At 63.2% G+C, this 25,850-nt stretch carries 21 protein-coding genes, 1 tRNA gene and 2 pseudogenes; 11 read left to right on the top strand and 13 right to left on the bottom strand.

The features are described from left to right. Nucleotides 1-157: 157 nt before the first annotated feature. The 3 genes from AC0C6X_RS09105 to AC0C6X_RS09095 are packed head-to-tail and all read right to left on the bottom strand — an operon-like array spanning nt 158 to nt 2,727. Nucleotides 158-1,327 (bottom strand): AGE family epimerase/isomerase, encoded by a 1,170-nt coding sequence (locus AC0C6X_RS09105; protein ID WP_472952657.1) that lies wholly within the window; start codon nt 1,325-1,327, stop codon nt 158-160. A gap of 3 nt (nt 1,328-1,330) precedes the next feature. Then, nucleotides 1,331-1,825: a heme-degrading domain-containing protein gene (locus AC0C6X_RS09100; protein WP_472952655.1), complete on the bottom strand. Its 495-nt coding sequence runs from the start codon at nt 1,823-1,825 to the stop codon at nt 1,331-1,333. Nucleotides 1,826-1,830: 5 nt separating this feature from the next. Next, nucleotides 1,831-2,727: an ROK family protein gene (locus AC0C6X_RS09095; RefSeq protein ID WP_247959492.1), complete on the bottom strand. Its 897-nt coding sequence runs from the start codon at nt 2,725-2,727 to the stop codon at nt 1,831-1,833. A gap of 228 nt (nt 2,728-2,955) precedes the next feature. Between AC0C6X_RS09095 and AC0C6X_RS09090 the strand changes: the two genes are divergently transcribed. Then, nucleotides 2,956-3,032, top strand: a tRNA-Arg gene (locus tag AC0C6X_RS09090). Nucleotides 3,033-3,086: 54 nt separating this feature from the next. On the opposite strand, the pseudogene AC0C6X_RS09085 reads toward AC0C6X_RS09090, so the two are convergent. Next, nucleotides 3,087-3,197 (bottom strand): annotated as a pseudogene (locus AC0C6X_RS09085) (LysR family transcriptional regulator); the annotation flags it as partial. 311 nt (nt 3,198-3,508) lie between these two features. Between AC0C6X_RS09085 and AC0C6X_RS09080 the strand changes: the two are divergent. Beyond that, nucleotides 3,509-3,868 carry a BA14K family protein gene (locus tag AC0C6X_RS09080; protein WP_247959490.1) on the top strand — a complete coding sequence of 120 codons (360 nt, stop codon included), beginning with the start codon at nt 3,509-3,511 and terminating at the stop codon, nt 3,866-3,868. A gap of 110 nt (nt 3,869-3,978) precedes the next feature. On the opposite strand, the gene AC0C6X_RS09075 is transcribed toward AC0C6X_RS09080, so the two are convergent. From AC0C6X_RS09075 to AC0C6X_RS09065, 3 genes are all read right to left on the bottom strand, one after another. Beyond that, on the bottom strand, nt 3,979-4,347 hold the full coding sequence (locus AC0C6X_RS09075; protein ID WP_173517685.1) for a VOC family protein: 369 nt from the start codon (nt 4,345-4,347) through the stop codon (nt 3,979-3,981). A 124-nt stretch (nt 4,348-4,471) separates the two neighbouring features. Then, complete coding sequence (locus tag AC0C6X_RS09070; protein ID WP_173517686.1) at nt 4,472-4,633, bottom strand: Thivi_2564 family membrane protein; 162 nt, start codon at nt 4,631-4,633, stop codon at nt 4,472-4,474. Nucleotides 4,634-4,772: 139 nt separating this feature from the next. Beyond that, entirely contained in the window at nt 4,773-5,495 is a 723-nt protein-coding gene (locus AC0C6X_RS09065; RefSeq protein WP_173517687.1) for an META domain-containing protein, read from the bottom strand. Between the two features lie 324 nt (nt 5,496-5,819). On the opposite strand from AC0C6X_RS09065, the gene dxr reads away from it, so the two are divergent. Further along, the gene (gene dxr / locus AC0C6X_RS09060; protein WP_247959488.1) at nt 5,820-6,995 is read left to right on the top strand and encodes a 1-deoxy-D-xylulose-5-phosphate reductoisomerase; all 1,176 of its coding nucleotides are present in this window, start codon (nt 5,820-5,822) and stop codon (nt 6,993-6,995) included. A gap of 276 nt (nt 6,996-7,271) precedes the next feature. Here dxr and hemA read toward each other — a convergent pair whose 3' ends face one another. From hemA to AC0C6X_RS09040, 4 genes are all read right to left on the bottom strand, one after another. Continuing rightward, the gene (hemA, locus tag AC0C6X_RS09055; protein ID WP_173517689.1) at nt 7,272-8,486 is read right to left on the bottom strand and encodes a 5-aminolevulinate synthase; all 1,215 of its coding nucleotides are present in this window, start codon (nt 8,484-8,486) and stop codon (nt 7,272-7,274) included. A 329-nt stretch (nt 8,487-8,815) separates the two neighbouring features. After that, a complete protein-coding gene (locus AC0C6X_RS09050; RefSeq protein ID WP_173517690.1) occupies nt 8,816-9,613 on the bottom strand; it encodes an FAD binding domain-containing protein in 798 nt (265 codons plus the stop codon). 13 nt (nt 9,614-9,626) lie between these two features. Beyond that, nucleotides 9,627-11,972 carry a xanthine dehydrogenase family protein molybdopterin-binding subunit gene (locus tag AC0C6X_RS09045; protein WP_247959487.1) on the bottom strand — a complete coding sequence of 782 codons (2,346 nt, stop codon included), beginning with the start codon at nt 11,970-11,972 and terminating at the stop codon, nt 9,627-9,629. Nucleotides 11,973-12,052: 80 nt separating this feature from the next. Beyond that, nucleotides 12,053-12,541 carry a (2Fe-2S)-binding protein gene (locus AC0C6X_RS09040; RefSeq protein ID WP_034802397.1) on the bottom strand — a complete coding sequence of 163 codons (489 nt, stop codon included), beginning with the start codon at nt 12,539-12,541 and terminating at the stop codon, nt 12,053-12,055. Between the two features lie 431 nt (nt 12,542-12,972). Here AC0C6X_RS09040 and AC0C6X_RS09035 point away from each other — a divergent pair, with 431 nt between their 5' ends. The 5 genes and pseudogenes from AC0C6X_RS09035 (at nt 12,973) to AC0C6X_RS09015 (ending at nt 21,338) form a co-directional block, all read left to right on the top strand. Beyond that, nucleotides 12,973-13,230 (top strand): YMGG-like glycine zipper-containing protein, encoded by a 258-nt coding sequence (locus AC0C6X_RS09035; RefSeq protein WP_065774087.1) that lies wholly within the window; start codon nt 12,973-12,975, stop codon nt 13,228-13,230. A gap of 346 nt (nt 13,231-13,576) precedes the next feature. After that, on the top strand, nt 13,577-13,777 hold the full coding sequence (locus AC0C6X_RS09030) for a hypothetical protein (protein WP_472952649.1): 201 nt from the start codon (nt 13,577-13,579) through the stop codon (nt 13,775-13,777). Nucleotides 13,778-14,047: 270 nt separating this feature from the next. Further along, the gene (locus AC0C6X_RS09025) at nt 14,048-15,961 is read left to right on the top strand and encodes an autotransporter assembly complex protein TamA (protein WP_472952646.1); all 1,914 of its coding nucleotides are present in this window, start codon (nt 14,048-14,050) and stop codon (nt 15,959-15,961) included. Between the two features lie 1,578 nt (nt 15,962-17,539). Next, a pseudogene (locus AC0C6X_RS09020) lies at nt 17,540-20,356 on the top strand (translocation/assembly module TamB domain-containing protein); the annotation flags it as partial. 190 nt (nt 20,357-20,546) lie between these two features. Beyond that, on the top strand, nt 20,547-21,338 hold the full coding sequence (locus AC0C6X_RS09015; RefSeq protein ID WP_247959483.1) for an APH(3') family aminoglycoside O-phosphotransferase: 792 nt from the start codon (nt 20,547-20,549) through the stop codon (nt 21,336-21,338). 66 nt (nt 21,339-21,404) lie between these two features. On the opposite strand, the gene AC0C6X_RS09010 is transcribed toward AC0C6X_RS09015, so the two are convergent. Then, nucleotides 21,405-21,887: a VOC family protein gene (locus tag AC0C6X_RS09010; RefSeq protein WP_173517698.1), complete on the bottom strand. Its 483-nt coding sequence runs from the start codon at nt 21,885-21,887 to the stop codon at nt 21,405-21,407. Nucleotides 21,888-21,997: 110 nt separating this feature from the next. Continuing rightward, a complete protein-coding gene (locus AC0C6X_RS09005; protein WP_173517699.1) occupies nt 21,998-22,432 on the bottom strand; it encodes an Lrp/AsnC family transcriptional regulator in 435 nt (144 codons plus the stop codon). 155 nt (nt 22,433-22,587) lie between these two features. On the opposite strand from AC0C6X_RS09005, the gene rocF reads away from it, so the two are divergent. The 3 genes from rocF to AC0C6X_RS08990 all read left to right on the top strand — a co-directional run bounded on the left by rocF (nt 22,588) and on the right by AC0C6X_RS08990 (nt 25,504). Beyond that, complete coding sequence (gene rocF, locus AC0C6X_RS09000) at nt 22,588-23,511, top strand: arginase (protein ID WP_173517700.1); 924 nt, start codon at nt 22,588-22,590, stop codon at nt 23,509-23,511. A gap of 22 nt (nt 23,512-23,533) precedes the next feature. After that, complete coding sequence (gene rocD, locus AC0C6X_RS08995) at nt 23,534-24,739, top strand: ornithine--oxo-acid transaminase (RefSeq protein ID WP_173517701.1); 1,206 nt, start codon at nt 23,534-23,536, stop codon at nt 24,737-24,739. 285 nt (nt 24,740-25,024) lie between these two features. Continuing rightward, nucleotides 25,025-25,504 carry a chemotaxis protein CheW gene (locus AC0C6X_RS08990; RefSeq protein WP_472952641.1) on the top strand — a complete coding sequence of 160 codons (480 nt, stop codon included), beginning with the start codon at nt 25,025-25,027 and terminating at the stop codon, nt 25,502-25,504. The last annotated feature ends 346 nt before the right edge of the window (nt 25,505-25,850 follow it).

The raw sequence follows: 25,850 nt of genomic DNA, 5'->3' as shown, positions 1-25,850 counted from the left end.
CGAGTCAATCACATAAAGATATCTTTATGTCAACATATGGCGCGATCACATTTGCCCGCCACAAAAAGAAAATGGCCCGCCGCGATTGCGACAGGCCACATCGGTAGGGCGGTTCAGAGCCGCGCCGCTGCAAAGTGCTACAGCGACCTTCTCGCGTCTAATAAGACGCGAGGCGCTGTAGGCAATCTTCCGATTCGTAGATGGCGCAGAGGATATGATAGAAGCTGCTCGCCGGTGCCGGTTCCTCGACGAAGCTGCCGTCGGCCTTCTGCTTGTCGCGCCAGAGACCCGCAACCGGCGTCTCCAGGAACGCCCGAAGTGCCGCCGCCGCCCGGGCGGCCGAAGCGAGGTAACGCTCTCGCTCAACGCCATTGGTGAGTGCCGCGAAGCGGATCGACGCTTTCAGCCACTCGGTCTGCGGCCAGAGCCGTGCAATCGGATCGGCCACCGAGAGATCGTCAAGCAGCGTCATGATCGCCACGTTGCGGTTCGGGCAGATGCCGTGCGCCTCGCCGATATCGAACAGCCGCCGCGCCTTGACGATCGCCTCGGCGCTGCCGCGGCGCTCCGCCCAGCGCAGCAGCAGCCAGGCCCATTCGAACAGATGGCCGGGCTCGACGATCCGGCCCTTGTCGCCGGCAAAGGGCGCCCAGTCGTGATCGAAGAACTCACGCAGAACGCCGCTCTCGGCGTCGATGAAATGATCCATCGCCAGGTCCGCAATCTCGTCGGCGAGATTGGCCCAGGCGACCTGATCGAATCCGTCCACCATCTCGCTGGCGAGGCAGGCCTCGAAGAGATGCATATGCGGGTTGGAACAGAGCGGCAGACGTGGAGGATTGTCTTCCTCGAAACCCGCGACCGGATGCTTGACGTGGGCTTCGATCCGGGACCGAAGGTCGTTGCTGCGTCCGACCATCTCGGCCTTGCGTGCCGGCACGACCTCGGCGAGATAGGCGAAGGCCAGCAGGGCGAAGGCCTGGTTGTAGAGATCAAACGACGGGTCGAGCAGGTTGCCATCGGCATCGGCGAGCGCGCCATAAAAGCCGCTCGGCTGCTTGAAGACGCGATCGAAATAGGCAAGTCCGCCTTCGGCGGCACCGCGCCAGTCACCACTCCATCCGCGCCGGCCAGCTTCCGCGAAGCAATAGACCTGCCGCGGCTGCACCCGCGCACGCCGGTTGGCGCGGGTCGGCTCACCGACCATATCGATCGTCTCGACGAAGCCGCCGGCGGCATCGACACCCGCGTCGCGCCAGAGCGGCAGGGCCTTGTCGGCCAGCCACTGCGAAAGAACACGAGACTGAGAAAAGATATCGTCTGCCAACACTCAGCCCTCGAGCTTCAAGCCGTCATGATCCTTGCCGAGCAAGATCGCGAGCGCCTCGACCACCATGTTGTGGTCCTCGCGCTGCGGCAGCCCGGAAACCGTGACCGCACCGATGCAGCCTGTACCCTTGACGACGATCGGAAAGCTGCCGCCATGCGCGGCATAGTCGGCGTCCGACAGCCCAAGCTTGGCCTGCAGATTGGTTTGCGCCTTGGCGAGTTCGCGACCGGTGGCATAGCTGCTCTTGAACAGCCGGAACACGGTGTTGCGCTTGCGGCGCACCCAGTTCGGATTGTCCGGCGTCGCGCCGTCGAGCGCTGCGTAGAATACCTGCATCGAGAACAGCGTGACGTCGATCACCACGCCGAGCTTGCGTTCGACCGCCATCTTGCGCAGCCGCGAGCCGAGTTCCCAGGCCGTTTCGAGGTCGAAACGCTCGAACTGCAATTCCTGTTCCTGCCGCGCGATGCGGGCCAGATCCTTGTCGATGTTCATGGGAATCAATCCTTCCAGAGCCAGGCCGCGCCGCGCACGCCGGAGCTGTCACCATGCAGGGCCTTACGAACAGGCGTCTCGAACGTGTCGCCGAAGAGATAGTTGACCACGCGCGGCGGCACGTCGGCATAGATCTCGTCGACATTCGACATGCCGCCGCCAAGCACGAAGACATCGGGGTCGACGATGTTGGTGAGCAGCGCCAGGCTCCGCGCCAGCCGGTCGACGAAGCGTTCATACACGCCCGTTGCCACCGGGTCGCCCGCCCGTTTCGCGTCGATGATGTCGCGCCCGCGCCGTTCGGTGCCTGTCGTGAGCCGGTAGTCGAGTTCGACGCCGGTGCCGCAGGCATACATGTCGAGGCAGCCCTGCTTGCCGCACCAGCACCTGTGGCCGGGATACTCGTCCTTCGTCATCCAGGGCAGCGGATAATGGCCGATTTCGGCGGCAACGCCCTGGTATCCGGCATGCACCTTCTTGTCGATTGCCAGCCCCCCGCCATGGCCGGTGCCGACGATGACCCCGAAGACCACATGTGCGTCCTTGCCGGCGCCGTCGACCGCCTCCGAAACCGCCAGGCAATTGGCGTCGTTGGCCAGCCGCACCGGCCGTCCGAGTGCGGTTTCGAGGTCGCGGCCGAGCGGTTTGCCGTTGATCAGCACCGCGTTGGAGTTGCGCACGATGCCGGTACGCGGATTGGGGCTGCCGGGAATGCCGATGCCGATCGAGCCCTTTTCGCCGGCAGTCTGCTCGGCGGCGGCAACGAGATCGAGAACGGCGCGGATGCAGTCGTCGTAGCCGCTCGTCGGGGTCGCGACGCGATGACGGGCGCGCGTTTCGCCATCGCGGCCGAGCGCGATGACTTCCATTTTCGTGCCGCCCCAATCTATTCCGATGAACATATCTGGATCAGGTCTCTGATGAAGGTCTGAAGGGGAGCGCCGGCTTTCCTCCCGCCAGCGCCCGCCTTGCTTAGCATTCGGAAGACCTGAAAGACCAGCCCCATCCGGTGACCTGAAGCGAGGATCGGACGGTGCGCACGCAAGGGGCGGCTGTCTCGCATTTCCGGGCGCTGCCACGCAAAAACACTTGGCGAAAACCTCATGCTTTTGTATGGGTGCTATCCGAGTGGTCCCGTAGCTCAGCAGGATAGAGCACCAGATTCCTAATCTGGGGGTCGCGCGTTCGAATCGCGCCGGGATCACCATCTCAAGTATTTGTCCAGATAATACTGGCTGTAGCAGCCCCCTGAACCGTCAAGCTCCTCGAGTGCCGTCACCTTGCGGCAGAGAGTAGATACCGGCATTCGCCGGCCGAAACTCTCAAATCGGGCAACGGCGACGAAGACCGCGATGGCGTTCAGGTCGGCCAAGAATTCCGATGCCGCCGAGCGACCGGGAAAAAGACGCATGCGCGTCATGTGCCTGTCACGAACGGCCGCTAGTAGAAACTTACACCTCGCCGATGACCACGGATGAACTGGCATCGGTTGACGGTGATGAGGAAGGTCGGGTCGCCCCGACCTTTTTTGTTGGGTTCGGCGGCGTTCCCCGCCAGGCTGCGACTGCCCTTTCCTCGGGGAGCCGCAGGATCTATATTCACGAAATCGTTACCGGCTGCCGGAGACGGCACAAAATGGGCTCTCGATCATTTTCCTTGCAGAAGGGAGAATGGTGAAAGCTCATGAAAACGCTGGCTATTATTGCGCTTTCGCTGGCAACGGCCCTCTCCAGCGTGGACCCGGTACAGGCATTCCCGTCGGTCAGTCCACTGAAGGCGGGCCTATCGAATGTCGAACAGGTCACCCATCGTCATCGCCAGTGGTACTACGATGACGATGATGAAGATGGATGGCGATACGACCGTCGCTACTACGACGAAGACTACGACGACTACTATCGGTATCGTCGCTATCACCACCGGCATCATCACAGCGATATTGGCGCATTTATCGGCGGCTTCGCCGTTGGTGCGATCCTTGGCGGCGCTTTGAGCGCCCCGCCAAGGCGGCACTATCACCGCCACTCGAACTCGGGTTGGTGATACATACTGCTGCCGCCTCGTAGGGTGCCGATCGCCCTGCTTTCGGCAGGGGGGCTGATCGTGCTGAAATCATTCCTGGCTGCGGGTGACCGCCGCTACTCGGTGACGGCTCAATCGTCCGGCCGGCAGACACGCAGCCGATGGCCGTCCGGATCGAGAGCGACGAAAGTGCGACCAAACACGGCAGTCTTCAGCTCCTGCTCGATTGCCATTCCGCGCCGGCGCCAATCCGCATAGAGGCGCTCGACTTCCGCGTCATCCTTCACCATGAAGGCGATTTCCGAGCGATGGCCGGTGCCGGACGAGACGAAGTCCCTCGCCTGGGTAGACCAGAGGCTGAAGGTCAGGCCGTTTTCGAGTCCGAAGGCGACATAGGCAGGAAAGGAAGCAACGGGTTCGCGCCCGAGCAGATCGGCATAGAACAGGGCGCTTTTTGCCGGGTCGTCGACATAGAGCAGGACAAGGTTCGGTGACAGCATCTTCGGATCTCCTTCTTCTGATGACCGGAACCTAGTCGAAGCTGCTGTCAGCTTTTGTCAGCATGGAGCGCATAGCGACAGGCGACCGGTCCATTGAACCGGCCTCTGGCTGGAAGGCGGCGCGTCAGAAGACGGCGAGGTATTTCAACAGAGAGACGATGCCGATGATGATCACGATGGTCTGGACGATCTGCTTGGCGCGTGCGTCGAGCGGCAGCCGCTGGACGAGATAGAGCACCAACACAATGACGAGGAATGTAATCAGGATTCCGATAAGCAGCCCCATGGATCAACTCCCTTTTCACAACGACAGCGCGACAGCGCCGGGATTGTAACTATGGAGCGAGGGCAAAGGTTCCGAGTTGCCCGGCAACGTCTTTAGCCGGGTTGTGCCAACCGGCTCGGGAAGGCAGGTAAAAAAGGCGTCAGGGAGCGGGCTTGCAGGCGATGCCCTGATCATTCTCGCCCTTCGTCACGTCGAAAAGCGTCGCCTCGTCGCCCTCGGTCCACCAGATATATTGCCCGCCGGCATATTGGGCGCCGGAGCCGGAGATCACGTTCGAAGCCACGACGAAGGTGCCGTCGATCGTAAAGGTCACCAGGGATACGGCGCCCGCATTGATATACTGCGCCTCGAGGGCCTTGCCGCCGCAATCGTAGCGAACCGCTTGCCGATCCACGGCATCGGCGCCGGGCACGCGGATCGTCACATCGGCGCCCTGAGAGCCGGCGGTCATCAATGCGAGCTTCATGGCGGTCGCGCCTTCCGCCTTGACGAGAACGAGCTTCGATCCCTCGACGGTCCAGGAGAGTTCGCTGCGGAGCGCCTCGAGGAATTTCTGCTCCTGGGTCATCGCCGCCGGCACGCACATCTTGCGTGTCGATGCGGCCGGTCCGAAGGTGATCTTCGTGCCCGACAGACTGAAGGTACCGGTGAAATGGTTGCAGCCGGCCATGCCGCCAAAGGTGCCGTCCTCGCGGATTTCGAGCGTCGACTGCAGATCGTCGACCACGCCGCCGCCACCGATGTCTTCGGCAAGCCAGGTGCCGACGAGCTGCTGCGGCACGTCTTCGGCGGCAACCGGCTGCATCGAGGCCATCTCGATCGTCACGCAGGCGCAGGAAACGGCGGTAATGACTTTCAGCATCGCGAACTCCTTCGGGCGTCGACTCAAGCAGCCCGATTCTTAGACCCTGGACGAGACGGATTGAAGACCGCGCCCTTGTTGCCGGCGGAATTCGCCTGTAGAGCCTACTGCATGTCTCCTTAAATCGACTTCGATTTAAGGACAAAGACATGCAGCAAATCAAAGAGCTACAGCGACCTTTGCGCGTCTGATAAGACGCGCGGCGCTGAAGCGCACAACATACAATATAAAAGTTCGGATCGATCTGGCGAAGATCATGCGCTACGCTCGCGACGAAAGCCGCCTCGCGCATCCCCTCCGAAAAAGAAGAACATGGGTATTGGCATGGCATCCCGCGACAATGCGAAGCGCCGACTGACGATCCTCGGGTCGACCGGTTCGATCGGCACCAACACGCTCGACGTCATCGAGCGTCTTGGCGGTCGCGAGCGCTTCGAAGTCGTCGCCGTCACCGGCAATGGCAACATTCCCCTGCTCGCCGAACAGGCGGTGAAGGCCGGGGCGGAGCTCGCCGTCACCGCCAATGAGAGCCAATACGAAAACCTGAAAGCGGCGCTTGCCGGCACCGGCATTGCCGTCGCCGCCGGCAGGAGCGGCCTGATCGAAGCGGCCGAACGCGACGCGGATTGGGTGATGGCGGCCATTGTCGGCAATGCCGGTCTTGCCCCCACCCTCGCCGCCGCCCGCCGCGGCGCCGACATTGCGCTCGCCAACAAGGAGTGCCTGGTTTCCGCCGGCAGCCTCTTCATCGAGGCGGTGAAGAAGGGCGGCGGACGATTGTTGCCGGTCGACAGCGAACACAACGCCATTTTCCAGGTGCTCGAGGAACAGCAGCGCCACGCGGTCGAGCGCATCATCCTGACGGCCTCGGGCGGCCCGTTCCGCACCAAGTCGCTCGAGGAGATGCGCCACGTGACCGCCGATGTCGCGCGCGCCCATCCGAACTGGTCGATGGGACTGAAGATCTCGATCGACAGCGCCTCGATGTTTAACAAGGCGCTGGAGATGATCGAGGCGAAGCACCTCTTCGCTCTCAAGCCGGAACAGGTCGAAGTGATCGTGCACCCGCAGTCGGTGATCCATTCGATGGTCGGCTACACGGACGGCTCGGTGCTGGCGCAGCTCGGCTGCCCGGACATGCGCACCGCCATCGGCTATGCGCTTTCCTATCCCAACCGCTGCAGCCTGCCGATCGAGCGACTCGATTTCGCCAAGCTGTCGCGCCTCGATTTCGAAGCACCGGACGAAGTGCGCTTTCCGGCGATCCGCCTGGCGCGCCGCGCCATGGTCGAGGGTGGCGTGCAGGGGGCGGTGCTCAACGGTGCCAAGGAAACGGCACTCGACGCCTTTATCGCCGGCCGCACCGGATTTCTCGCCATGGCGGAGATCGTCGAAAAGGTCATGGACGCGCTCGCCGACCTGCCGGCGGCGACAACGATGGACGACGTTTTCGCCGCAGACGAAAAAGCCCGGCAACTGGCGGCCGGGCTCATTCAATAGTCAGTTTGACTCGGCTCTTCGCCCCGCATCCGCGCGGTGAGGGAAGCCCCTCATCCGCCTGCCGGCACCTTCTCCCCGCACGCGGGGCGAAGGGACGTTGCAGCACCCGTTCTCGTCTACCACAAACGTTCTCGGTTTCTGCTTCCGTGCACGGATCAGAACAGCATTTCGCCATTTGAGGGAGACAGAGTTTCCGTCGTCGTCCTCGTCCCCTCTCCCCGCAAGTGGGGAGAGGGTTAGGGTGAGGGGCAATTTCTCGAAAGATTAAGGCTGAACTTACGCAACCGCCCTTGCCAGCGCACAGCGCGACCACAGCGAATGCAGCGCGCCGACGAGGTGATCGATGTCGGCATCCGAGTGCAGCGGCGTCGGCGTGATGCGCAGCCGCTCGGTCTTCTTCGGCACCGTCGGATAGTTGATCGGCTGCACGTAGACGCCGAAATTGTCGAGCAGCAGGTCGGAGATCCACTTGCACTTGGCCGCGTCGCCGACCATGACCGGCACGATATGGCTGGGGTTCGGCATGTGCGGAATACCGCGCTGGTCGAGCAGCGAACGCAGACGACGCACGCGCTCCTGGTGCGCGAAGCGTTCGACCTGGCTTTCCTTCAGGTGACGGATCGAGGCAAGCGCACCGGCAGCAAGCGTCGGCGGCAGCGCCGTCGTGAAGATGAAGCCGGACGCAAACGAGCGGATGAAGTCGCAGAGCGCGGCCGAGCCGGCGATGTAGCCGCCCATCACGCCGAAGGCCTTGCCGAGCGTGCCTTCGATAACCGTCAGCCGGTGCATCAGGCCTTCGCGCTCGGCAATGCCGCCGCCGCGCGGACCGTACATGCCGACGGCATGCACTTCGTCGAGATAGGTCATGGCGCCGTACTTGTCGGCAAGATCGCAGAATTCCTTGATCGGCGCGATGTCGCCGTCCATCGAATAGACGGACTCGAAAGCAATGATCTTCGGCGCGCGCGGATCGGCGGCGGCGAGCTTGGCTTCGAGATCAGCGACCGAATTGTGCTTGAAGATGACGCGTTCGCACTTGGAGTGACGGATCCCCTCGATCATCGAAGCGTGATTCCCGGCGTCCGAGAAGACGATGACACCGGGAATCTTGGAACAGAGCGTACCAAGTGCTGCCCAGTTGGACACATAGCCCGAGGTAAACAGCAGCGCCGATTCCTTGCCGTGCAGGTCTGCGAGCTCGCGTTCGAGCAGGACGTGGTAGTGGTTGGTACCGGAGATGTTACGGGTGCCGCCGGCGCCGGCACCGCATTCGTCGATGGCGCGCTTCATCGCCTCGGTGACAACAGGATGCTGGCCCATGCCGAGATAGTCGTTCGAACACCAGACGGTGACTTCCTGGACGCCATCGGCCGTATGGCGCGCTGCCTTCGGGAAGTTGCCGCGATGACGGGCGAGGTCTGCGAAAACCCGGTAGCGGCCTTCCTGATGCAGCCCGTCCAGCTCGTTCTTAAAGAAATTCTCGAAATCCATCATTTTCTCCAGTGCCCGATCGCTTTTCTTGATTCAAAGCGACCTGGGGTCAACCTCGGAATGCTCGGCATTTGCCACCTGCGGCAAAAGGCCCCTGAAGCGCTGCCCGTCCAATGAATGCATCCGGGATGATCTAGCATTTTCGGGCCGAAGCATCTTCGTTGCTTTCACTGAAACCGTTTCAACCCGGAGAGCCCTAGTTTTGAAACATTCCAAAGAGAGCCTTAGCGCATGTTCATCTCTTCAAGCTTGATCGAAGTCAAGCAAGGATGAAAAAAGGACGACCGAAGCCGTCCCTTTTTTTGCTGTTTGACGATACCCCATGCCGGTCAGGCCGCTGCCACGGCGCGCTTGGCCATGACCTTCACCAGATTGGCGCGGTAGGCCGCGTCCGCATGAATGTCGGAGAGCAGCTCCGAGGCATCGATGCTGACATTGCTCAGCGCATCCGGCGACCAGTTGGCAACGAGCGCCGCTTCCATATCGCCATGCCGGAACACGCCGTTCGCTCCCGCTCCGGTAACGGCCACCCGGACGTCGCCATCGTCGCGTCGCGCGACGAACACACCGGCCATCGCATAGCGCGACGCCGGGTTGGCGAACTTCTGGTAGGCAGCCTGAGCCGGCGCATCGAAGGTGATGGCGGTGACGATCTCGCTGCCTTCCAGCGCCGTCTCGAACAGGCCGGTGAAGAAGTCGTCAGCCGCGATCTCGCGCCTGTTGGTCACGATTGTCGCGCCGAGCGCCAGCATCGCCGCCGGATAGTCGGCGGCCGGGTCGTTGTTGGCGATGGAACCGCCGATCGTGCCCATGTGCCGCACATGCGGATCGCCGATATGGCCGGCAAGGCTGCAGAGCGCCGGACAGACGGCTTTGAGCGCCGCCGACGATGCCACGTCATGATGGGTCGTCGCCGCGCCGATCCGCACCGACCGGCCGGAGACCGTGATGCCCTGCATCTCGCCGATGTGGCGGAGATCGATCAGGTCGCTCGGTGCGGCCAGCCGCTGCTTCATCGTCGGGATCAGCGTCATGCCGCCGGCGACATATTTGCCTTCGCCCGCCGCTTCCATTTGCTTGACGGCATCCTGAACCGAGGACGCCCGGTGATATTGGGTCTCGTACATGGGTATCCTCCGATCAGTTGGCCGCTTGCGCCGCCGCCCACACCTTCTGCGGTGTCGCCGGCATGGTGAGCGCGTTGTTGCCGATAGCGTCGGTGATCGCATTGATCAGCGCCGGTGGAGAGCCGATGGCGCCGGCCTCGCCGCAGCCCTTGATGCCCAGCGGATTGTTCGGGCAGGGTGTGTTCGAGGTCGAGACCTGGAACGACGGCAGGTCGTCGGCGCGCGGCATGGCGTAGTCCATATAGCTCGCCGTCAGAAGCTGGCCCGAGGCATCGTAGTGCACCCCTTCGAGCAGCGCCTGGCCGATGCCCTGCGCCAGCCCGCCATGCACCTGCCCCTCGACGATCATCGGATTGATGATGTTGCCGAAGTCGTCGGCGGCGACGAACTGGATGATCTTGGTCTGTCCCGTCTCGGGATCGACCTCCACCTCGCAGATGTAGCAGCCGGCCGGGAAGGTGAAGTTGGCGGGGTCGTAGAAGGCCCCTTCCTTCAGCCCCGGCTCCATGCCGGCGGGCAGATTGTGGGCGGTATAGGCGGCAAGGGCCATCTGGAACCAGGGCACGGCCTTGTCGGTGCCGGCGACTTTCAGCTCGCCGTTCTCGATGACGATGTCGCTTTCGTCCGCTTCCATCAGATGCGCGGCGATCTTCTTTGCCTTGGCCTCGACCTTGTCGAGCGCCTTGACGACGGCCGACATGCCGACGGCACCGGAGCGGGAGCCATAGGTGCCCATGCCCATCTGCACCTTGTCGGTATCGCCATGCACGATGTTGACACTGTCGAGGGGCACCCCGAAGCGGTCGGCGACGAGCTGGGCAAAGGTCGTCTCGTGGCCCTGGCCATGGCTGTGCGACCCGGTCAGCACCTCGATCGTGCCGACCGCATTGACGCGGACTTCGGCCGATTCCCAGAGACCGACGCCGGCGCCGAGCGAACCCACTGCCGCCGACGGCGCAATGCCGCAGGCCTCGATGTAGCAACTCATCCCGATGCCGCGCTTCATGCCGCGGCTTTCGGCATCCGCCTTGCGGGCGGCAAAGCCGTTCCAGTCGGCCGCCTTCATCGCCGCATCGAGCGAGGCCTCGTAGTCGCCCGCGTCGTAGTTCATGATGACAGGCGTCTGGTGCGGGAAGGAGCGGATGAAATTGACCCGCCGCAGTTCCGCCGGCGAGACGCCGAGTTCGCGTGCCGCCGTCTCCATCGTGCGCTCGAGCAGATAGGTCGCCTCCGGCCGTCCGGCGCCGCGATAGGCATCCACCGGCGCGGTGTTGGTGTAGACGGTGCGGACATTGGCATGGATCGCCGGGATGTCATATTGCCCGGAAAGCAGCGTCGCATAGAGATAGGTCGGCACCGCCGAAGAGAAGAGCGACATATAGGCGCCGAGATTGGCGATCGTATCGACCTTGAGCCCGATGATGCGGTTGTTGGCGTCGAATGCCATCTTCACCTTCGATACGTGGTCGCGGCCATGCGCGTCGGTCAGGAAGGCCTCGGTGCGATCGGAGGTCCATTTGACCGGGACGCCCGTGCGCTTCGAAGCCCAGAGACAGACGATCTCCTCCGGATAGATGTAGATCTTCGAGCCGAAGCCGCCGCCGACATCGGGGGCGATGACGCGGAGCTTGTTTTCCGGCGCGACGTTATAGAAGGCACTCATCACCAGCCGCGCCACATGGGGGTTCTGGCTGGTCGTGTAGCAAGTATAGTGATCGTCGCCGCTGTCATAGATGCCGAGCGTGGCGCGCGGCTCCATTGGGTTGGGCGAAAGCCGGTTGTTGTGGATCTCGATCTCGGTGACATGCGCCGCCTCAGCGATCGCCTTGTCGGTCGCGGCCGCATCGCCGAGTTCCCAATCGAAGATCAGGTTGTTGGCCGCCTCCGGGTGAAGCTGCGGCTGGCCTGGCTCCAGCGCCTTGGTCGCATCGGTCACGACAGGAAGCTCCTGGTAATCGACCACGACCGCCTCGGCCGCGTCGCGGGCCTCGGCCACGCTGTCGGCCACGACGATCGCCACGGCATCGCCGACATAGCGCACCGTCTCGTGCGCGAGCGGTCGCCAGGCGCCCATCTTCATCGGCGTTCCGTCCTTGGAGTGGATCATCCAGCCGCAGATCAGGTTGCCGATTCCGTCGGCAAGAAGCTGCTTGCCGTCGAGCACGTCGATGACGCCAGGCATGCCCTTGGCTGCGGATGCGTCCACTTTGAGGATTTTGGCGTGCGCATGCGGGCTGCGCACGAACACCGCATATTTCATGCCCGGCACGGACATGTCGTCCGTATAGCGGCCCTTGCCGGTCAGGAACCGCTTGTCTTCCTTGCGCGCCACCCGCGCGCCAATGCCTTCAACTCCCATTGCCGATCTCCTCCCGAGATTTCCAGCGACAGTCCTTCGATGACATGCAGGGCGACGCTCTTTTCGCCCCCGTCCGGCCGCTATTCTGCAGCCACGCGTGCGCCGCTCATCTCGGCGGCAGCAGCAAGGATCGCCTTGACGATATTGTGGTAGCCGGTGCAGCGACAGATGTTGCCTTCGAGTTCGGCTCGAACCGTCGCCTCGTCCAGTTGCCCCTGGTGTCGGCGGATCATGTCGACGGCCGTCATCACCATGCCCGGCGTGCAGAAGCCGCATTGCAGGCCGTGATTGGCCTTGAACGCCGCTTGCACCGGGTGGAGTTCGCCGTCGGCCGCCAGCCCTTCGATGGTGGTGATCGTGGATCCGGCCGCCTGCGCGGCGAGGATGGAACAGCTCTTGACCGACTTTCCATCCATGTGGATGACGCAGGCGCCGCACTGCGAGGTGTCGCAGCCGACATGGGTGCCCGTCAGTCCAAGATTTTCGCGTATGAATTGCACCAGCAATGTGCGGTCGTCGCAATGACCACTCACCTGACGGCCGTTGACCGTCATTGTCACTTTCGCCATTTCGCTCCTCCGGGGTCGGTCAATGCCAACACGAGCGCGGCCGAAAAGTCGGGTGAGATGGTTCACGCGACTAGGGGTACGCGCCAACTGATATCGATGCCCGTCGCCCACGAATCCATTCCTCCCGGATTTCGTAGGCTTGTTTGTATCATTTGTCTTTTTTTGGAATGCCGCAACCGCTACCGCCCGCCGAACGACAAAATTTTTCCACGCCGGTTGTATCGCGGGGAACTGCGCCTTCATGTCCCGTTCAGGAACGATATCATTATCTTGCGCGCCGGAAGAAACCGCAGGTCTCCCGTAGACTTTAAATCGGGACCGCGTATTTTCCGAACTGCAAGTTCAGGTGGAGCGGGATGATCCCGGCTCCGCCATCATCCAAGGGACGGATTGAGCAAAGGCTAAGATCCGTAGAGATCGGAGAGGACAACATGAAGAAAGCCATCGCACTTGTGCTGGTCGCCCTGTCGGTCGCAAGCTGCACCCAGACGGAAAAGGGCGCCGGCATCGGTGCCGTTTCCGGCGCGATCATCGGCGGCGCGATCACCGGCGACGTCCGTGGCGCAGCGGTCGGCGCAGCCATCGGCGGCGTTTCCGGCGCAGTCATCGGCCATGTCAGCGAACAGCCGGGACAGTGCTACTACCGCGACCGCTACGGCCGCCGCTACATCGACGCCTGCCCGCGCTAAGGCGTAGCGAAGGCGATCATCCTTCGGCGTAGCGCAAGCCCACCGCAGGATTCGTTTACCCCCTCATGGCCGACGCCCTGAGGGGGTTTTTCGTTCCGGCGCATCACCCTTGGCATTTACGGCGCCGGCATGATGGTCGGTGCATTCGCCGCGCCCGCCATTGCGCGCCGTATTTCGTTCGGCGCAATGATCGCGCTTGGTCCTCTCGGCGGCCTGGCGGCGGCCGCGGTGATGCTCTCGACGATCTGGGTACCGTCCGGTATCCTCGCCGCGGTTAGCTTCTTTCTGTTCGGCGCCGGCCCGGTGCTCTGGTCGATCGCAACCCTCACCCGTCACGCCGAATGCCATGCTTGGCCGGGTTTCCGCCTTCATCACCACGGCCACGTTCGGAGCGCGGCCGATCGGTGCAGCGCTGGGGGCCGTCGTCGCCACGCGCTTCGGCGTCGAGCTATGCCTGGCGGTCGCCGCCGCGGGTTTCCTGATCCAGTTTCTCGTCATCATAGCCTCTCGCGTACCGCAGTTGCGCGCGTTGCCGGAAGCAGCCTAACCCTGGTGGACCGCGAACAAAGCCAGCCAAGCGCCCGACAAAATCGTCGGAACGCCTGGCTGGAAACCGTCCGTTCGGAGCCTATGGTTGTGATGCGCCGACAACATATCGAAGCTTTTTCCAGCAAATCGCCACCGAAAATCGGCATCAGGGGTGGATGCGGCCGGCCGTCATCGTTAACAGATGGAAAACCTTAGGCATGCAATAGTGACCCGGCCGCATATGCAGGCAGTTTGTATTGGGTCGCCTGAAGACGGGATGCGGAAGCGAATGTCCCCACCACGGTCGAGTATTGCGTACTGGAAGGCCGCAACTGCGCTTGCAGTCGCCTTCTCGTTTGCGCTCGGCCCGATTTCCGTCAAAAGCGCCCACGCCTTCAAGCTCTTCGGCATGAAGTTCTTCGAAAGCGACGAAGAGGAAGCGCCGGTCATCGACCCGGTCAACTACACGCTTACCTTCGATGCCGGCACCGACGACAAGGAACTGAAGGAAGCGCTGGAAAACAGCTCGCAGCTCGTCCAGGGCCAGGAAAAGCCCGTGTCCGGCGATCTCGGCCTTGCCATCCGCGCCCGCGACGATCGCGACCGTCTGCTCGCAGCCCTTTACGAAAAAGCCCGCTACGGCGGCACTGTGGCAATTCGCATCAACGGCCAGGACATCGACAGCCTGCCGCCGGATCCCGCCTTCCCCGATGGGCAGGCAATCCCGGTAACCGTCACCGTCACGCCCGGACCCGCCTTTACGGTCGGCTCCGTCAAGTTCGAAGGCGATGCGGCCGGCTTCAATCCGGATGACTACGGCCTGCCGGCCGGTGCCCGCGCCGATTCGACCCTGATCATCAAGGCTGGCGAAAAGGTCGTGAACGACCTGCGCGAGCAGGGCCGGCCGCTCGCCAAGCTTACCGAACGCAGCGCCGTCGCCAATCACGCCAATTCCACCGTCGACGTCGTCATCGGCGCAAGCGGCGGGCCGGTCGCGCCTGTCGGCGATGTCAGCGTGTCGGGAACCAAGACCGTCGATCCCGCCTTCGTGCGCGACTATTCGCGCCTCAATGAGGGCCGCCCCTATTCGCCCGAGAATATCCGCAGGGCATCCGAGCGCCTGCGCCAACTCGGCGTGTTCTCGAGCGTGACGATCAAGGAAGCCAACGCGCTTTCGCCCGATGGGTCGATCCCGATGAAGATCGAGGTCTCCGAGGGCAAGCATAAGTATTTCGGCTTCGGCGCCCAGGTTTCGACCACGGACGGTCTCGGTCTCTCGGGCTATTGGGGACACCGCAATCTCTTCGGACGGGCGGAATCGCTGCGCATCGAAGGCTCGGTCGACCGCATCGGCGAGACGAAGGAACTGGACAAGCTCGACTATTCGGTCGGCATCCTCTTCGCCAAGCCCGGCGCCTTCGGCCCTGCCTCGACCTTTACCGCCAGCGTCAAGGCCAACATCCAGGATCCGGACGCCTACCGCGCCAAGATCCTGACGGGTGCGGCCGGTGCGACATTCGAACTCTCGCCGACCGACACCGTCTCGGGGGGTGGCGAGCTGAGCTGGGCCAATATCGACGACGCCTTTGGCTCGAATTCCTACCTGACCGCCGCCATTCCGCTCGAATATGTGCGCGACACCCGCAACGACAAGCTGAACGCCACCGAAGGCTACCGGGCGATGATCAACGCCAAGCCGAGCTACGAGATCAAGGGCCAGACCTTCTTCTCGTCTTTCGAAGCGTCGGCATCGGGTTACCATGCGCTCGGCGACGAGAAGCGTTTCGTCCTCGCCGGCAAGATCGGCGCCGGCGTGCTCTTCGGCGGCGGCGGGCTCGAGGATATCCCGGCGAACCGTCGCTTCTATCTCGGCGGCGGCGGCTCGGTGCGCGGCTACTCCTACCAGGAGATCGGCCCGCGCAACTCCGAAAACAGGGAGACCGGCGGGCGCTCCTATGTCAACGCCTCGCTCGAAGCCCGCATCGCGATCACCGACACGATCGGCGTGGTTCCGTTTATCGATGCCGGCACCGTCTCGGCGAAAACGACGCCGGATTTCTCCGATATTCGCGCCGGCGCCGGCATCGGCTTGCGCTATGCCACGCCCTTCGGCCCCATCCGTCTCGACTTCGCCGTACCGCTGAACAAATACCCCGGCGGCACGAAATACGGGATTTATGCCGGTATCGGCCAATCCTTCTGATTCCTGATGTGGGTGATTCGGAGCGGGTCACCCCTACGGCGCCGCGCGTCTTTCAAGACGCGCTAAGGTCGCTAACACTTTAGATCTGCTGCATAATTCCTCAAATCGATGCCGATCTGAGGAATTATGCAGCAGGTTCCGCAAATTGCCCTCATCCGATGATAGTTTCGCCCGGCGGCGATTCCGCTGCAGCGCAACTTGCGCTATGGGTAGAACATGAATCAGGTCGTCCGCTTCCTTCGCGCGACGCTGCGCTATGGCCTTCGTGTGCTTGGCGTGATTGCGGTCGTTGCCCTCCTTCTCGTCGCCTTCGTGGGCTTCACGACCCCCGGCGCACGGCTCGTCGCCTGGGCAATCGAGAAATATGCGGCAACGCCTGACCAGATCGTGCGGATCGCCGATCCGAGTGCGCTGCTGACGGGTGAATTTGCGGCGGGAAGCATCACGCTCTTCGACGGCCAGGGCGTCTATGCGGAGATTCGCGACCTCAAGCTCAACTGGTCGCCGGCGGCCCTCCTCTCCTTCCGCTTCGACGCCGCTGCGATCTCCGCCGGCTCGGTGCGTGTCGAACGCCTGCCGATCCCCTCGACCGAGACCAAGGAAGTGCGCTCGACCTTCGTACTTCCCGTCGACGTCAAGATCGACGCGATCGATCTCAAGGAAATCGTCATCGGCAAGGCGATCGCTGGCGAGGACCAGTTCCTGACGGCCAGCGGCAAGATCAATGCGACCAACGAGAGCATCGCCCTTGGCCTGACCGCCGCCCAGCGCGATCGGCCGGAAGCGCGCGCCGTCGCCGATATCGTCTTCAATCCGGCGGGCAACGAGCTGAGGCTCGAAGCGACCGTGGACGAGCCCAGCAACGGTGTGTTGGCGAAGCTGCTTCGCCTGCCCAACGAACCTGCGGTCAATATCAGGCTGACCGGTCAGGGACCGCTTTCCGACTGGGCCGGCACGGCAACGGCTGCGCTCGACGGCAGCGAGATCCTCAAGCTCGACGGTCGCCACGTCCAGACACCGGATGGCATGCACCGGCTCACCGTCACCGGCGGCGGCGGCTTCGGTTCGCTGATGCCGCCGGCCCTGCGTCCGATGTTCGAGGGTGAGACCAGCATCGACGTTGCCGCCGCGTTCAACAGCCAGGGCATGGTGCGCGTCGACAAGGGGCAGATCGCGACCGGCGCGCTCACCTTCGGCGCCTTCGGCACCTTCGACAGCAAGGGCGACAACAATCTGCAGGCCCGGCTTGCCGGCACCAACGGCGCGATCGACTTCCGCTGGCCGCTGCAGAAGGGTGAGGCGCAGGCAAAGATCAACGCCGTCAACCTGTCGCTGATCGGCGACGCGCAAGCGGCAATCCTCGATCTCGCCGCCGACGTCGCCTCGGTCACTCTGCCGGATGTTGCGCTCGGTTCCGTCAAAATGTCAGCCCGCAGCGACGGCTTCAACCTCCAGGCCCAGTCCGGTCCCGTGAAGACCGTGCTCGAAGTGGGCGAAGCCGGCTTCAACGACGCCAACCTCGCCCGGCTGGTGCAGGCGCCGATGAAGGTTGACGCCAGCCTCGCGGTGACGAAGGAGAGCATAGGCTTCGATCCGGTGACGATCGAAAGCCCCGGCATTGGCGGCGCGCTTACGGGCGCCTTCTCGCGTGAAGAAAACACCGTCGCCGCTGCGTTCAAGCTCTTTGCCGTTCCGGGAGCCCTGCCGCCGGCCGCTGCAGCGAAGTTCGACGGCACCATCGCGCTTGCCGGGGAAGTAAAGACGACGAGCGACGGCGACGTTTCCGTGGAGGGCCTCGAGCTCAAATCGAGCACGATCGAAGCAGCCGGTACCGTCGCCCTGGCTCAGGGTCAGCTGACGACCGATCTCAGGGGAAAGCTGCCCGATCTCGGCAAACTCCTGGCCGATGCCAAGGGCGAGGCTGATTTCACGGCGGCGGTGGCCGGTCCACTCGCCGAACTCGGCATCAAGGCCGAACTGACCTCGAGCGGCGCCACGCTTGCCGGACGCACGCTCAGCGATCTTACGATCAAGGCCGACGCGAAGGCCAACCCATCAAGCCCGCAAGCGAGCCTGACCGCCACCGGCGCGCTCGACGGCCAGGCAATCGACGTCAAGGCCGACGTCGTCTCAAAGGACGGGCGCACCACGATCCCCGTGCTCGAAGCCCGGATCGGCGAGAACAAGCTGACCGGTGCGATCAGTTTCACCCCGGACTTCAAGCCGGACGGCACGATCGATTTCAACCTGCCCGATCTCGGCCTTTTGGCCGCCATGGCCGGACAGAAGGCTTCGGGCGATCTCAACGGGTCGGCCGCAATCAAGACCACAAACGGCATCACCTCCGTCGTCGTCAAGGCCGGCGGCAGCGGCATCAAGCGCGACGCCCTGACGATTGCCAAGCCGACCGCCGATATCACGATCTCCGATGTCGCCGCCCTTGCCATCAAAGGCAGTGTGCGCGCCGAGACGATCGCGCAAGGGCCGAACCGCGTCGCCGGTCTCGCCGTCGATTTTCAGCAGCAGGCCGGACGCACCGGCTTCTCGATCGACGGTAAATATGACGGAGGTCCGCTCACGGCCAAGGGCGATCTCACGAGTGCGAAGGGACGCACGGAAATTCGGCTCGCATCCTTTGGCGCGACGCCGAAGGGCATCCCGCTGAAGCTGGCCCAGCCGACGGTCATCGCCATCGAAAACGGCGTCGTCCGCCTCAACGCGCTGACGATCCAGGCATCGAAGGGGACCATCGCCGTCAACGGCACCGCCGGCGAAAAACTCGACATCACTACGAAGCTCAACGCGCTACCAGCGGCGTTGGTCAACGCCTTCGCGCCGGACCTCGGCGCCGAGGGCACGATTGCCGGCACCGTCAATGTCGATGGTGCAGCATCCTCGCCGGTTATCACCTACGACCTCAAATGGTCCGGTGCCTCGCTCGCCGCGGCACGCACGGCCGGGGTCGCCGCCTTCGACATCGCCGCCGACGGCAAGTTCGTCAACAACAAGGTAACGCTCGACACGACGCTTTCGGGCGCCGGCGGCCTTTCCTTCAAGGGCGGCGGCAATGTCGACATCGGCGGCAACATGCCGATCGCGATGAAGTTCAACGGCAACCTGCCCTTTGCCCTCATTGCCAACCTGATGGCGGAAAAAGGCTTCACGCTGACGGGCCAGGCGGGCATCGACCTTGCGATTTCCGGCTCCGCCAAGGCGCCGCAAATCGCCGGCACCGTCACCACATCTGGCGGCCGGCTCGTCGACGTGCGCCGCAACCTGGCGCTCAACGACCTCACGGCGAATGTCGCGCTCGACGGCAAGCAGGCAACGATCTCGAAGCTCTCGGCCAATCTCGCGACCGGCGGTTCGATCGAGGCGACCGGCACCGTCGGCACGGTTCCCGGCTCCGGTTTCCCGGCCAACCTGACAATCCGCCTGAACAATGCCACTTACGTCGACGGTACGCTGTTCAACGCCAATCTCGCCGGCGAAATGACGCTGACCGGTCCGCTGGTCGCGACCCCGACGCTCGGCGGCAAGGTGACGATCCGCAAGGCGTCGATCACCATTCCCGAGAAGCTGCCGACCTCGCTCTCGGCAATCGACATCAAGCACAAGAATGCGCCCGCCAAGGTGCAGAAGATGGTCAGGGACCTGCGCAAGGACGAGGTGCCGGCAGCCGGCGCCAATGCCAGCGGCATCATCGCCTTCGATCTCGGCGTCAGTGCCAACCAGGTCTTCGTGCGCGGCCGCGGCATCGACGCCGAACTCGGCGGCGACCTGACGATCCGTGGCACGGCGGTGCAGCCGATCGTATCCGGCGGCTTCGAAATGCGCCGCGGCCGGCTGGAAATCCTCGGCAAGCGCCTGACGTTCACCGAAGGCAAGATCGGCTTCGGCGGCGATCTCATCCCGACACTGGATCTGAAGGCAACTTCGAGCGTCGGCGCGACGACGATCACCGTTTCGGTCTCGGGCCTCGCCAACAATCCGCAGATCGGCTTTTCGTCATCGCCGGCGCTGCCGCAGGACGAGATCCTGGCGCAGCTCATCTTCAACCGGTCGCTGTCGAACCTCTCGGCCTTCCAGATCGCCCAGCTCGCATCCGCCGTCAGCCAGCTTGCCGGCGGTGGCTCGACGTCGCTGCTTGATGGCCTGCGCAACAAGCTCGGCGTCGACGACCTCGACGTCACCACCGACGAGAAGGGCGGCGCCTCGGTGCGGGCAGGCAAGTATCTCAACGACCGGACCTATATCGAACTGCAGCAGGGTTCCGATTCCTCCTCCAGCAAGGCGGTCATCAATCTCGATGTCGGCAAGGGCGTGAAGCTCAAGGGCTCAGCCGCCGGCGACGGCTCCGCAGCGGGCGGCATCTTCTTCGAGAAGGAGTATTGAGCGGCGACTCGTCTGGCGGCGCGCTCCTCGACGACCGTCTGATCAAGTCAAAATACGGCCTGCGGACCAAATGCGATCCTGAGCCGCGTGAACGCGCGCATCACCTGTGGAACTGCCGCCGCGGCGAACCAACATCGGCGTCGGCCGTCATCACGGCCAATTTGCTTCATTCATTTTTCAGGTGATCGTCTTGTCTTCCCAAAAACCGCATCTCGAATTGCCCGACAATTTCCTGCCGCTCGTTGCGGGTTATGACTGGAACCGGGACACGCTCGGACAGTCGGACTCGAGCATCTTTCTGCTGCAGGCGCCGGATCGTCCGATGCTGGTGCTGAAGATCGAGGTTGCCGGCCCGTTCGGCGAATTCGTCGACGAAGCGGCGCGGCTCGATTGGCTGGCGTCTCAGGGCATGCCGTGCCCGCGGGTGGTCGCCCGCGCCTTCGAAACGGAAACGAACTGGCTGCTGCTGCAGGCCGTCGAGGGCACGGACCTCGCATCCACGACGCGATCGCCAAGGGACCGGATCACCATCCTGGCGGACGCCCTGAAACGCTTGCATGCGCTGGATGTCTCCGGCTGCCCTTTCGATCACCGGATCGACAAGCGGATCGCCATTGCGAGAACGCGCACCGAAGCCGGCCTTGTCGATGAAGACGATTTCGATGAAACGCGGCTCGGCCGGACGGCGGTCGATCTCTTTGCCGAGCTGCAAGCCCGCGTGCCCTCGACCGGCACGCGCGTCGTCACCCACGGTGACGCCTGCCTGCCGAACATCATCGAGAACAACGGCCGGCTTTCCGGATTCATCGATTGCGGCCGGCTGGGCGTCGCCGATCGCTACCAAGACATCGCCCTTGCCTGCCGCAGCATCACCCACAATCTCGGCGAGGAATGGGTTGAGCCGTTTCTGACAGCCTACGGCATCAACGAGGACGATCCCGACAAACGCGACTTCTACTGCCTGCTCGACGAGTTCTTCTGATTGCCGCGCTGCGACCAACATATTCCGCCCAACCAGACAGCAATTTAGCGAAAGGCCCGCAACGCCTCAGGCGGCGTTGCGGGCCTCGATGCTCAGATCGACGATGTCGGCGTCCTCAATGGCATTGAACAGCGCCCAGATATGGCCGAAGGGATCGATGAAGGCACCGACACGATCGCCCGTCGACAAGGTTTCGGCCGGGTTCCGGAGGCTGGCACCGGCACCAATCGCCCGGCCGATGACACGATCGACATCCCGCACGTGCAGTTCCAGGATCACCGCCGTGGTGCCGAGCGCATGCGGCGAGCGCGGCCCCCCAAGCTTGGGTTCCGCATCACGACGCGGGTTGGCCCCGGCAATCCGGAAGACCGATTCCCCGATCCGCAAATCCGCGCTCGTCAGGATCCCGCTCGGCCATTCATGCCGCTGCAAAAGCTCGGCGCCGAGCGCCTCGCGATAAAAGGCGATGGCGCGATCCTCGTCGCCATGCCTGACAAACAGCTTCACACAGATCTGCCGATCGGCAAGCCTGCCGCCATTGGCAACCATGACATCCTCCATCTTGGGTGAGGCGCACATGATAGCGAAATACTGGAACAGAGCAAGAACAATTCGACCCCGGACGCGATTTCGTCATCCGCCAGAGCAGAGCCAACCGCTCAGAAGGCGCCGGTCATCTTGCTGGTTTTCAACAGGATATTGGTCTCCGTGACGGTGATGCCGTCGATCAGGCGGATGCGCCGCAGCGTTTCGTCGAAGGAGACGAGGTCGCGATCCTCGAGCTCGGCGATGAAGTCCCAGCGGCCATTGGTGCTGTGCAATGCGCGGACCTGCGGCAGGCCGCGCAATTGCTCGGCAACACGATCGGCCATCTTTCCGTGGACTTCGATCATCACCACGGCGCGGACCCCTGAGGCCGGAATTTCCGCGCCGGTGCGGATGGTAAAGGCGGCAATCGTGCCATTGGCGACGAGCCTGTCGATGCGGGCGGCAACGGTCGCGCGCGAGACGCCGGTCATTTCCGATAGCGTCGAAACGGGAATGCGCGCATTCTGGCGCAAGGCGCTGATCAGTGCCTGATCGAGATCATCCATTGCCTGTCACTTTGTAAAATGATGCTTATCAATCTGTCGATTCTATCTCACTAATCGGCAGTTTTCCATCTTTTTGCTGACACGCATTTTGGCCATAATCCGCGCGATCCCAACCGGGAACACACGGAATTATCTTGAGAAGGAATCGGGCGGATATGACGACCATCACGCTGATTGGCGCACCCATCGAAGAAGGTTCTGGACGACGCGGCGCGGCCATGGGGCCGACGGCGCTGCGCATCGCCGGCATCGACACGGTGCTGCGCGACCTCGGCCACACGGTTCACGACGAAGGCGACGTCAAGCCGCTGCCGGCCCGCGACCTCGCCAACCACCCGGGCGCCAACAATCTGCAGACCGTCGCCGCCTTCGCCCGCGCGCTGCATGACTCCGTGCACGACACGGTTCGCAAGGGCTATTTCCCGATCATCCTCGGCGGCGACCACGCGCTCTCCATGGGCAGCGTCTCGGGCATGGCGCGTTACGCCGCCGAAGTCGGCCGGCCGCTCTTCGTACTCTGGCTCGACGCCCACGCCGACTTCAACTCCCCGTCGACCTCGCCTTCGGGCAACATGCACGGCATGCCGGTCGCCTATTTCTGTGGCGAAGCGGAATTCGCCCCGATCCTGCCGGCCGACCGCCCCTTCGTCGATCCGAACAAGGTCTTCCAGGTCGGCATCCGCTCCGTCGATGATCGCGAGCGCGAAGAAATCGCCGAGCATGGCGTACGCGTCTATGACATGCGCGCCGTCGACGAACTCGGCATGGCCCACATCATGCGCCAGATCCTCGAAGAGGTTCGTGCCGCCAACGGCCTGCTGCATGTCAGCCTCGATGTCGACTTCATGGACCCGGAACTCGCGCCGGGCGTCGGCACCACCGTTCCCGGCGGCGCCACCTTCCGCGAAGCGCACCTGATCATGGAAATGCTCTGGGAAAGCGGGCTGGTTTCCTCGCTCGATGTCGTCGAGCTCAATCCCTTCCTCGACGACCGCGGCAAGAGCGCGCGCATCCTGGTCGAACTGACGGCGAGCCTCTTCGGCCGCCGCGTGCTCGACCGGCCGACCCGCAGCGCCTGAGATGACAAACGGAGGACAATGCATGAATACGACGGCAGCCCTGATCGAAACCGAATACCGGCTCGGCGCGCATAATTACAAGCCGCTCGACGTGGTGCTCTCGCGCGGCGAGGGCGTCTATGTCTGGGACATGGAGGGCAATCGCTATCTCGATTGCCTCTCTGCCTATTCCGCCGTCAATCAGGGCCACTGCCATCCGAAGATCCTGAAGGCGATGATGGAGCAGGCGCAGAAGCTGACGCTCACCTCCCGCGCCTTCCGCAACGACCAGCTCGCGCATTTCTACGAAGAGATCGCGGCGTTGACCGGCTCGCACAAGGTGCTGCCGATGAACTCCGGCGCCGAAGCCGTCGAAACCGCCGTCAAGGCGGTGCGCAAGTGGGGCTACGAGGTCAAGGGCGTCGCCGATAACAAGGCGGAGATCATCGTCTGCGCCAATAACTTCCACGGCCGCACCATGGGCATCGTCGGCTTCTCGACCGATCCGGACGCCCGCACCGGCTTCGGCCCCTTCGCACCGGGCTTCAAGGTCGTGCCGTTCGGTGACATCGAGGCCTTCCGGGCCGCAATCACCGAGAACACCGTTGCCTTCCTCGTCGAGCCGATCCAGGGCGAAGCCGGCGTCATCGTTCCGCCGGCTGGCTACTTCACCGCCGTCCGCGAACTCTGCACCAAGCATGGCGTCACGCTGATCCTCGACGAGATCCAGACCGGGCTCGGCCGCACCGGCAAACTGCTCGCGGAAGAGCACGAAGGCATCGAGGCCGACGTGACGCTGATCGGCAAGGCTCTTTCAGGCGGGTTCTACCCGGTCTCCGCCGTGCTTTCCAATACGGAAGTGCTGGGTGTCCTGAAGCCCGGCCAGCATGGCTCCACCTTCGGCGGCAACCCGCTCGCCTGCGCCATTGCCCGCGCGGCGCTTAAGGCGCTGACTGAAGAAGGCATGATCGAGAATTCGGCACGGATGGGCGAGCGCTTCCAGAAGGGCCTCACCGACATCCGCTCTAACATCATCAAGGAAGTGCGCGGTCGCGGCCTGATGCTGGCGGTGGAGCTGGTACCGGAGGCCGGCGGCGCCCGCAAATACTGCGAGGCGCTGAAGGAGCGCGGCATTCTCGCCAAGGACACCCATGGCGACACCATTCGCATCGCACCGCCGCTCGTCATCACCGCCGACCAGGTGGATTGGGCCGTAGAGCACTTCGCGGCAGTCCTCGCCTCCGCCTGACCCTTTTCAATCCTCCGCCCCGGGCCAACCTCGGGGCGGATTGGTTTGTGAGCACTTGCAAAAGCAAGTCTTAACGAATCCCGGCCTATAGTCCCTTCCCAAAGCGCAAAGCGGTTCTTCCGCGCATGATGCAGCTGCGCCCCGCCGGATGTGATCGGCGGACTGTAAGGATCTCTCCCCAACGGACCATCGCCGCGCTCCCGTCGTCGGCAGTCATGCGGAGATATCTCGAGTTGGGCGGTGTCGCGTCCATAGGCGTCGACCGGAAAGCTGGAAGGACCTTCGATGACAAACACAATCAGGACGGCCGGTTTCGACGGCGAGACGCTGGAGATCATTGCGTTCCGCCTCCACGATCAGGAATTCTGCGTCAAGACGACGACGATCCGCGAAATCCGCGGCTGGGCACCCTCCACCCCCATTCCGCATTCGCCGCCGGAAGTGATCGGCGTCATGAACTTGCGCGGCACGGTGATCCCAATCATCGACCTCGCCCACAAGCTCGGCATGAACTCGACGACGGCCAACGAACGCAGCGCCATCGTCGTCGCCGAAGTGCACAACATGGTGATCGGCCTCGTCGTCGACCGGGTCTCCGACATCCTCACCGTCCAGGGCAGCCAGGTGCAACCGGTGCCGGAAGTGACTGCATCCTTCGACAAGAGCTTTGCCGAAGGCATCATCGCCAACGAGAACGGCATGATCTGCTTCCTCAACCTCGCGCGAATGTTCAAGGAACGCGACGTCGAGGAAATGGCCGCCTGATCATACGCGCCGGCCTGCTATTCGAGGGCCCCCTCGCCCAACGGCGAGGGGGCCTTTCCTTTTGGCGAGGATACCGGAGTTACTTGAGGGGCGCCCAAAACAGGATGATCTAATTCAACTCATAGGGTTTATACAACTTTTCACAACTAAGATTTGATAATTTCTATTTTAACACCTGCTTAATAGTCATACCACTAACATAGATTGCAGAAACACGGCGCCTTGGGCATGAAGCCCGGTAGTTCGAACTCTCCCTACGATGCACGAAGCCGCTGGCCCGGAAGGGACGGCCGTAGAACGGACCAGACATTTTTTTGGCAATCCGGCCTATGTCCTCGTCCAGAGA

This window comes from Ensifer sp. VA4 (genome assembly GCF_055710065.1).
The sequence above is the reverse complement of the archived record's forward strand: the minus strand, read 5'-3'. Positions and strand labels throughout refer to the sequence as shown.